The sequence below is a fragment of the Arthrobacter sp. NPDC056493 genome (assembly GCF_042795115.1).
Classification (GTDB): Bacteria; Actinomycetota; Actinomycetes; order Actinomycetales; family Micrococcaceae; genus Arthrobacter.
The window spans coordinates 58,347-64,104 of record NZ_JBHTSL010000023.1; the positions used below are offsets into that span (position 1 = coordinate 58,347).

A 5,758-nucleotide genomic window follows, 5' to 3' on the forward strand; every position below is an offset into this window, starting at 1 on the left:
GTGGGCTGGTTTTTTTTTATAATTTACCGGGGTTTTTCCGGTTTTTGGCGGGGTTTGCCCTTAACCCGGGCGCCGGCCGGGGTACGGGCCGCGACCGGGCGCGCCAGTTCGCGGCAGCCGGAGCTCTTGCCGTGGTGGCCGATCTCGACCTTGACAAGGCCAACGCTGTCGTCGAGGAGATTCATGACGCCGGCGGGCTCGGTTTGGCCGTCAGGGTGAACGTGGCCGACGAGGCGTCCGTTGCGGCCATGGTCGACACCGTCATTGAAAAGTGGGGTCGGATTGATGTGTTGATCAACAACGCCTCAGTCTTCGCGACCATCGAGAAGGGTCCGTTCGATGAGATCCCCCTGGCGCAGTGGGAACAGGTGCTGAAGGTCAACGTCACCGGAACCTACCTCTGCGTCCGGGCCGTCGCTGCCCATATGCGCAGGGCCGGCTTCGGCCGCATAGTCAACGTTTCATCGGACTCGGTGACCCGTGGCACCGTGAACTACCTGCATTACGTCACCTCCAAGTCGGCGGTCATCGGGATGACCAACTCCCTGGCACGTGAACTCGGTGGTTACGGAATTACCGTCAACTGCGTGCGGCCGGGCATGGTCGCCACGGAGGTAGAGCGCACCGTCAATCCCACAGCGGAGGGCCGTGAGCGCGCGGCATCCCAGCAGTGCATCCCGCGCGGCATGGTCCCCACCGACCTGGTCGGCGTCATGTTCTTCCTGGCCACACCGGCATCGGCGTTCATCACCGGCCAGACGATCGCCTGCGACGGCGGCTACACCCACAGCAGCTGACCTACCGGACACGGCACACACAGTCTGAGGAGACCCCACGCCATGAAGCAGTACCCGCACCTTTACATCGACGGCCAATGGGTTGACCCGATCGAACCGCGTGAGGTGGAGCTGATCGACCCCACCCGCGAGGAACCCTTTGCTCGGGTCACCCTTGGAAGTGCAGTCGATGTAGACCGGGCAGTCGACGCCGCCCGCAAGGCCTTTGAAGGCTTTTCTACCACCCCCGTTGCAGAGCGGATCGCATTGATCGACCGCGTCATTGACGTCTACGAGTCGTACGCCGATGAGTTCGCGGAGCTGATTGCCCGCGAGGTCGGTATTCCGGTCAGCAACCGAGCCCAGGTTGCTGGCCCGGCCGAACATATGAGGGTCGCCCGCGATATTCTGCGCGAGTATCCTTTTGAGTCGCGTATTGGCAACGCCATCGTCCGCCGGGAGCCGATCGGCGTCTGCGCGCTGATCTCACCGTGGAACTGGCCGATCCAGACCGGCGTGATCAAGCTGATCTATGGTCTGGCCGCCGGGTGCACCATGGTCGTCAAGCCCAGCCTTAACTCTGCTGCGAGTGGAACGCTCATGGCCCGCGTGCTGCACGAAGCCGGCGTCCCGGCGGGTGTGTTCAACCTGGTGAACGGCAGGGGCCGCGAGGTCGGCGATGCGCTGTCCAGTCACCCGGGCGTGGACATGATCTCGTTCACGGGGTCCACCGCCGCCGGCAAGCAGGTAGGAGCAGCGGCCGCAGGCACCGTGAAAAAGGTGTGTCTCGAACTCGGCGGAAAGTCGGCCAACATTGTGCTGCCCGACGCCAACCTCGAAGAGGCCGCTCGCTGGAATATCCAACGCGCCTTCTTCAACGCCGGCCAGTCCTGCCATGCCCCCAGCCGGATGCTGGTGCACGAAAGCCAGATCGATCAGGTCATACCCTTCCTCGTTGATGAGGCCCAGCGCTTCCGGCTCGGTGACCCGCTGCAGGGCTCGACGACCATGGGGCCCGTCGTCAGCGCCGCCCAGTACAAATCGATCAGGGACCTCATCCAGAGCGGGCTCGACGAGGGCGCCCGCCTGGTCACCGGCGGCCTGGAGCGCCCCGAAGGTCTGGACCGCGGCTATTTCATCGAACCCACAGTCTTCACCGGAGTCACACCGGACATGACTATAGCCCGGGAGGAAATCTTCGGACCCGTCCTGGCGGTCCTTCCCTACCGCGACGAGGACGATGCCCTGCGCATCGCCAACGATTCCCCCTATGGGCTCGGAGGCTACGTCTTCGGTGGCCAAAGGACGAATCCCCATCGTGTCGTGAACCGGCTTCGTGCCGGGCGCATCAGCTACAACGGCGCACCCACGGATTCCTACACCCCCATGGGTGGATACAAGCAGTCCGGCATTGGCCGGTCGATGGGCAGGTTCGGGCTCGAAGAGTATCTCGAGGTCAAATCCGTCTACGGATTCGAAGACGAGGCACAAGCATTGCCGGAACTGTTCGGTTCGGCTGAACACATCCATTCCGCGGCAGGAGCCATCAGCGAATGAACAACGAAAACACACCCCTGCTACGCAACCTCGCAAAAGAAAAACTCTCCCGGGGCGAGCCGGTCTTCTCGATGACCATCCGACTTGTACGGACGGTCGACATCGCCTCCATCGCCCACACGGCAGGGTTCGAATCCGTCTACATTGACATGGAGCACAGCAGCTTTCCCCTGGAAGCCGCCGGCCAAATCTGCATGGCATGCAACGCCCTCGGCGTCACTCCCCTGGTCCGCGTCCCCGGGCCCGACCCGTTCTTCATCGCCAAAGTCATGGATGCCGGAGCGATGGGCATCATCGTGCCCGGGGTGCAGTCCGCCGACGAGGCACGTGCAGCCGTGAGTGCCGTGAAGCACGCACCCCTGGGTATCCGCTCCTTTTCAGGTGCCGCACCCCAGCTCAACTACCGGTCCCTTCCTGCCGATGAGACCATCCGTGAGCTCGACCAGGCCTCCATGGTGGTAGCGATGATCGAATCACGCACCGGTCTGGACGCGGTAGAGGACATCGCCGCCGTGGATGGGGTGGACATGCTCCTCGTGGGCGCAAGCGACCTCAGCGCGGAACTGGGCCTGGCAGGACAGGTCGATCACCCCGAGGTACACAAGGCATTTCTTCAGGTCATCCATGCTTGCCGGGCACACGGAAAGGCCGTGGGCATCGGCGGGCTGGGCGGACGCCCGGACCTTGTCCGTCAATATCTGGACCTCGGCGCGGGCTTCGTTTCCACCGGCAACGACATCACTTTCCTCAGCGGTGCCGCGGCACAAAAACGCAAGCAGTTCGCCTGACCGAAATGCGAACAGAACAGGGAGCACATATGAAAATCTGCATATACGGTGCAGGGGCCGTCGGCGGACACATCGCCGGCCGCCTTGCCGACAGTGAAGCGGAGGTCTCGCTGATCGCCCGAGGTGAGCAGCTGGCCGCGATCCGGGAGCACGGGCTGCGGGTGGAAACCCGTGACGGAACACTCGTCTCTCATCCGGCAGCGACTGACCGACCCGCCGATCTGGGCCCCCAGGACATCGTCATCGTCGCGGTCAAAGCCCCGTCCCTGCCAAGCATCGCCGAGCACATCGGTTCCCTGCTCCACAAGGACAGCCTGGTGCTGTTCGTCATGAACGGCATTCCCTGGTGGTACTTCCATTCCCACGGCGGAGCCTTGGACGGCACCCAGCTTCGCCGGCTGGATCCGGAACAGGCGCTGTGGGACCACATCGGCCCAGAGCGTGCCGTGGGCGCGGTGGCTTACACTGCCTGCAGTGTAATCGGACCAGGGGTGATTCGTGCCGGGAACCCCGTTAACCGCCTGGTCATCGGACGCCCCGACGGTCGGCCCGACGGAAGGCTCGATGCTCTGGCGTCGCTCCTGAACCCCAGCGGTCTGGAGGTCACTGTCACGCCGAAGATCCGTGACGCTGTCTGGGCCAAACTGCTAATGAACCTCATCGGCGGCTCATTGGCCGTCCTCACCGCCTCGCCCATGAAGGACGTCCTTAACAAACCAGCCATTGCCGGCACCGCCAAGGCCATGGCAGACGAGGGCGCCGCCATCGCCCGTGCTTTGGGCTGCGAGCCGGGAGAGCCCGACGAAGGACTGAACAAGCTGGCGAAGTCCAGCCATCTCCAGAGCATCGCCCAGGATCTGTTGGCTGCCCGACCCATGGAGATCGACGCCATGCTCCGCGTCCCCCTCGACCTGGCCGAACTCGTGCAGGTCCCGACCCCCAACCTTGACCTGGCCATCGAACTGGCCACCCAGCGCGCCCGCGCCGCGGGCCAATATCATGACACCACCAGATAGCTTTCATGCCCGGACCGGAGGGCCCGCAGTCGTACCGCACTAACGACCACGTCAACAGCACGAAAGATAGGCCAATGTCGAATGACTGCTCCATTCCTGCCCATCTGAGGACTGGGATCCACTCGCCACCAGCGAACCATAGTGATCCGAGTGCCGTCTATTCCCGTCTGCGCGACGGATGTCCCGTTGCTAGGAGCGACTGATTCGACAGGTTCTTGGCCCTGACAGACTGCTTGGTGCTCGATTGGTAACGAATCCCCTTGGTGGACACCGCCCCAGCCGCACGCGCGGCTCAACCCGCAGGAACTACGGATTCCACTAGGTGCCGGGATAGACAACTGCAGCGGATTTCAAACTTCGGGGCATTCGTTGGTCTAGACGTTTAGCCTGCCTAAGATACCTCCAACCGATGATGGCTGCGAGGATGTCGAGGCTAGGGGCTGGGTAGTGCAAGTAATTCAGACGGTTCCAGTTAGGAGTCAAAATATGTCGGAAGCACCTGAAGTAGGCCTTGTTTGGGGGGTCAAGGCTAGTTTTTTGAACTATCTTGCCCACACTGGTGATGCCACCACATCGGTGATAGGTGCTGCTGCACCAACGACGACGGGGAAGTTTTACTTCGGGCCCGATGCTGCTCAAGTCGTCGTTGACCCGAAAGTCGACACTATGACATTAAAGTTCTGTGGTGAAGTGCAGTTCTTGGCACATCATGGCGTGCTACGGGTCGAAATATGTGATCCATGGGTTACATTTTCCGAGCGCGGCTCATACCTCAGCATCGCCATCCCCAACACAGAATCCTCCAGGATTCCTCTTGCCTCCCTAGAGTTCGCAGCCCCGTCCGTAATGGAGGGAGTTGCCATGTGGTCTGCTCTACCCACTCGATTGACGGCCGAGGGAACTGCCATATTTGACGGTATTTATCCCGCAGGTGAATCGTTTGATCCTGTGACTATCCGCGCCGTGACAGGATGGTTGGATCGCCACTAGCTGGGTACAACCCCTTAGAACGGCCCAACGCAAGACCAGGAGGGAACGGAATTCGGCGTCCCGAGCCTGCGAGCATCGGAAAACCGCCGTGCATTTTTCTTGCAGATGCACCTCAATCGCGCAGTTATTTCGAAATGACCCGGGTTGCCGACACCCTGTGCCTGTTTATCTTTCGAGGCGCTGAGACATGACGTAACCCTTTTCGCGGCCTGGGTGAGGACCGCAGCCGCGTTCTCAGGATCAACGATCGCCGCTATAGCTGACACTTTGTCGAAAACCTGCCTAAGTGACGCTCACTTGGGGCCGTAACGGGGCTGCGCGCTCACACCCTCCTTTGATGACAACGGGAATGAGATTTAATGACGACGACGACTGCCGAAGGAGTCGGATTCCGTTCGCGGCGGGGACCCATCCTTATTGCGCTGATGCTGGCGACGGGTCTGGTGGCGATCGATTCGACGATCGTGGCGACGGCGGTGCCTTCCATCGTTGACGACGTTGGCGGCTTCACGTCGTTTCCGTGGCTTTTTTCCGCTTACCTGTTGGCGCAGGCCGTCTCGGTGCCCGTCTACGCGAAACTCTCCGACGTCGTCGGCCGCAAACCGATTATCCTCAGCGGTATCGGGCTTTT

General features: G+C 61.7%; 6 protein-coding genes. All 6 read left to right on the forward strand.

All coding sequences use genetic code 11. From position 1 onward, the window contains the following. Positions 1–797 (forward strand): SDR family NAD(P)-dependent oxidoreductase (locus tag ACFQ50_RS11615; RefSeq protein ID WP_377995686.1); only part of this gene is annotated, 797 nt, incomplete at its 5' end. Positions 798–839: 42 nt separating this feature from the next. Then, positions 840–2,333 (forward strand): aldehyde dehydrogenase family protein, encoded by a 1,494-nt coding sequence (locus ACFQ50_RS11620; protein ID WP_377995687.1) that lies wholly within the window; start codon positions 840–842, stop codon positions 2,331–2,333. Continuing rightward, on the forward strand, positions 2,330–3,121 hold the full coding sequence (locus ACFQ50_RS11625; RefSeq protein ID WP_377995688.1) for an HpcH/HpaI aldolase/citrate lyase family protein: 792 nt from the start codon (positions 2,330–2,332) through the stop codon (positions 3,119–3,121). The genes ACFQ50_RS11620 and ACFQ50_RS11625 overlap by 4 nt, the downstream gene beginning before the upstream one ends. Before the next feature lie 29 nt (positions 3,122–3,150). Further along, entirely contained in the window at positions 3,151–4,137 is a 987-nt protein-coding gene (locus ACFQ50_RS11630) for a ketopantoate reductase family protein (protein WP_377995689.1), read from the forward strand. 486 nt (positions 4,138–4,623) lie between these two features. Continuing rightward, a complete protein-coding gene (locus tag ACFQ50_RS11635) occupies positions 4,624–5,127 on the forward strand; it encodes an HtaA domain-containing protein (RefSeq protein ID WP_377995690.1) in 504 nt (167 codons plus the stop codon). Between the two features lie 359 nt (positions 5,128–5,486). Next, the coding region (locus tag ACFQ50_RS11640; protein WP_377995691.1) for an MFS transporter at positions 5,487–5,758 on the forward strand (272 nt) is incomplete at its 3' end.

Excerpts from the sequence above, each read along its gene's own strand:
- ACFQ50_RS11620 (WP_377995687.1), top strand. The coding sequence starts at position 840 with ATGAAGCAGTACCCGCACCTTTACATCGACGGCCAATGGGTTGACCCG.
- ACFQ50_RS11625 (WP_377995688.1), top strand. The coding sequence starts at position 2,330 with ATGAACAACGAAAACACACCCCTGCTACGCAACCTCGCAAAAGAAAAA.
- ACFQ50_RS11630 (WP_377995689.1), top strand. The coding sequence starts at position 3,151 with ATGAAAATCTGCATATACGGTGCAGGGGCCGTCGGCGGACACATCGCC.
- ACFQ50_RS11635 (WP_377995690.1), top strand. The coding sequence starts at position 4,624 with ATGTCGGAAGCACCTGAAGTAGGCCTTGTTTGGGGGGTCAAGGCTAGT.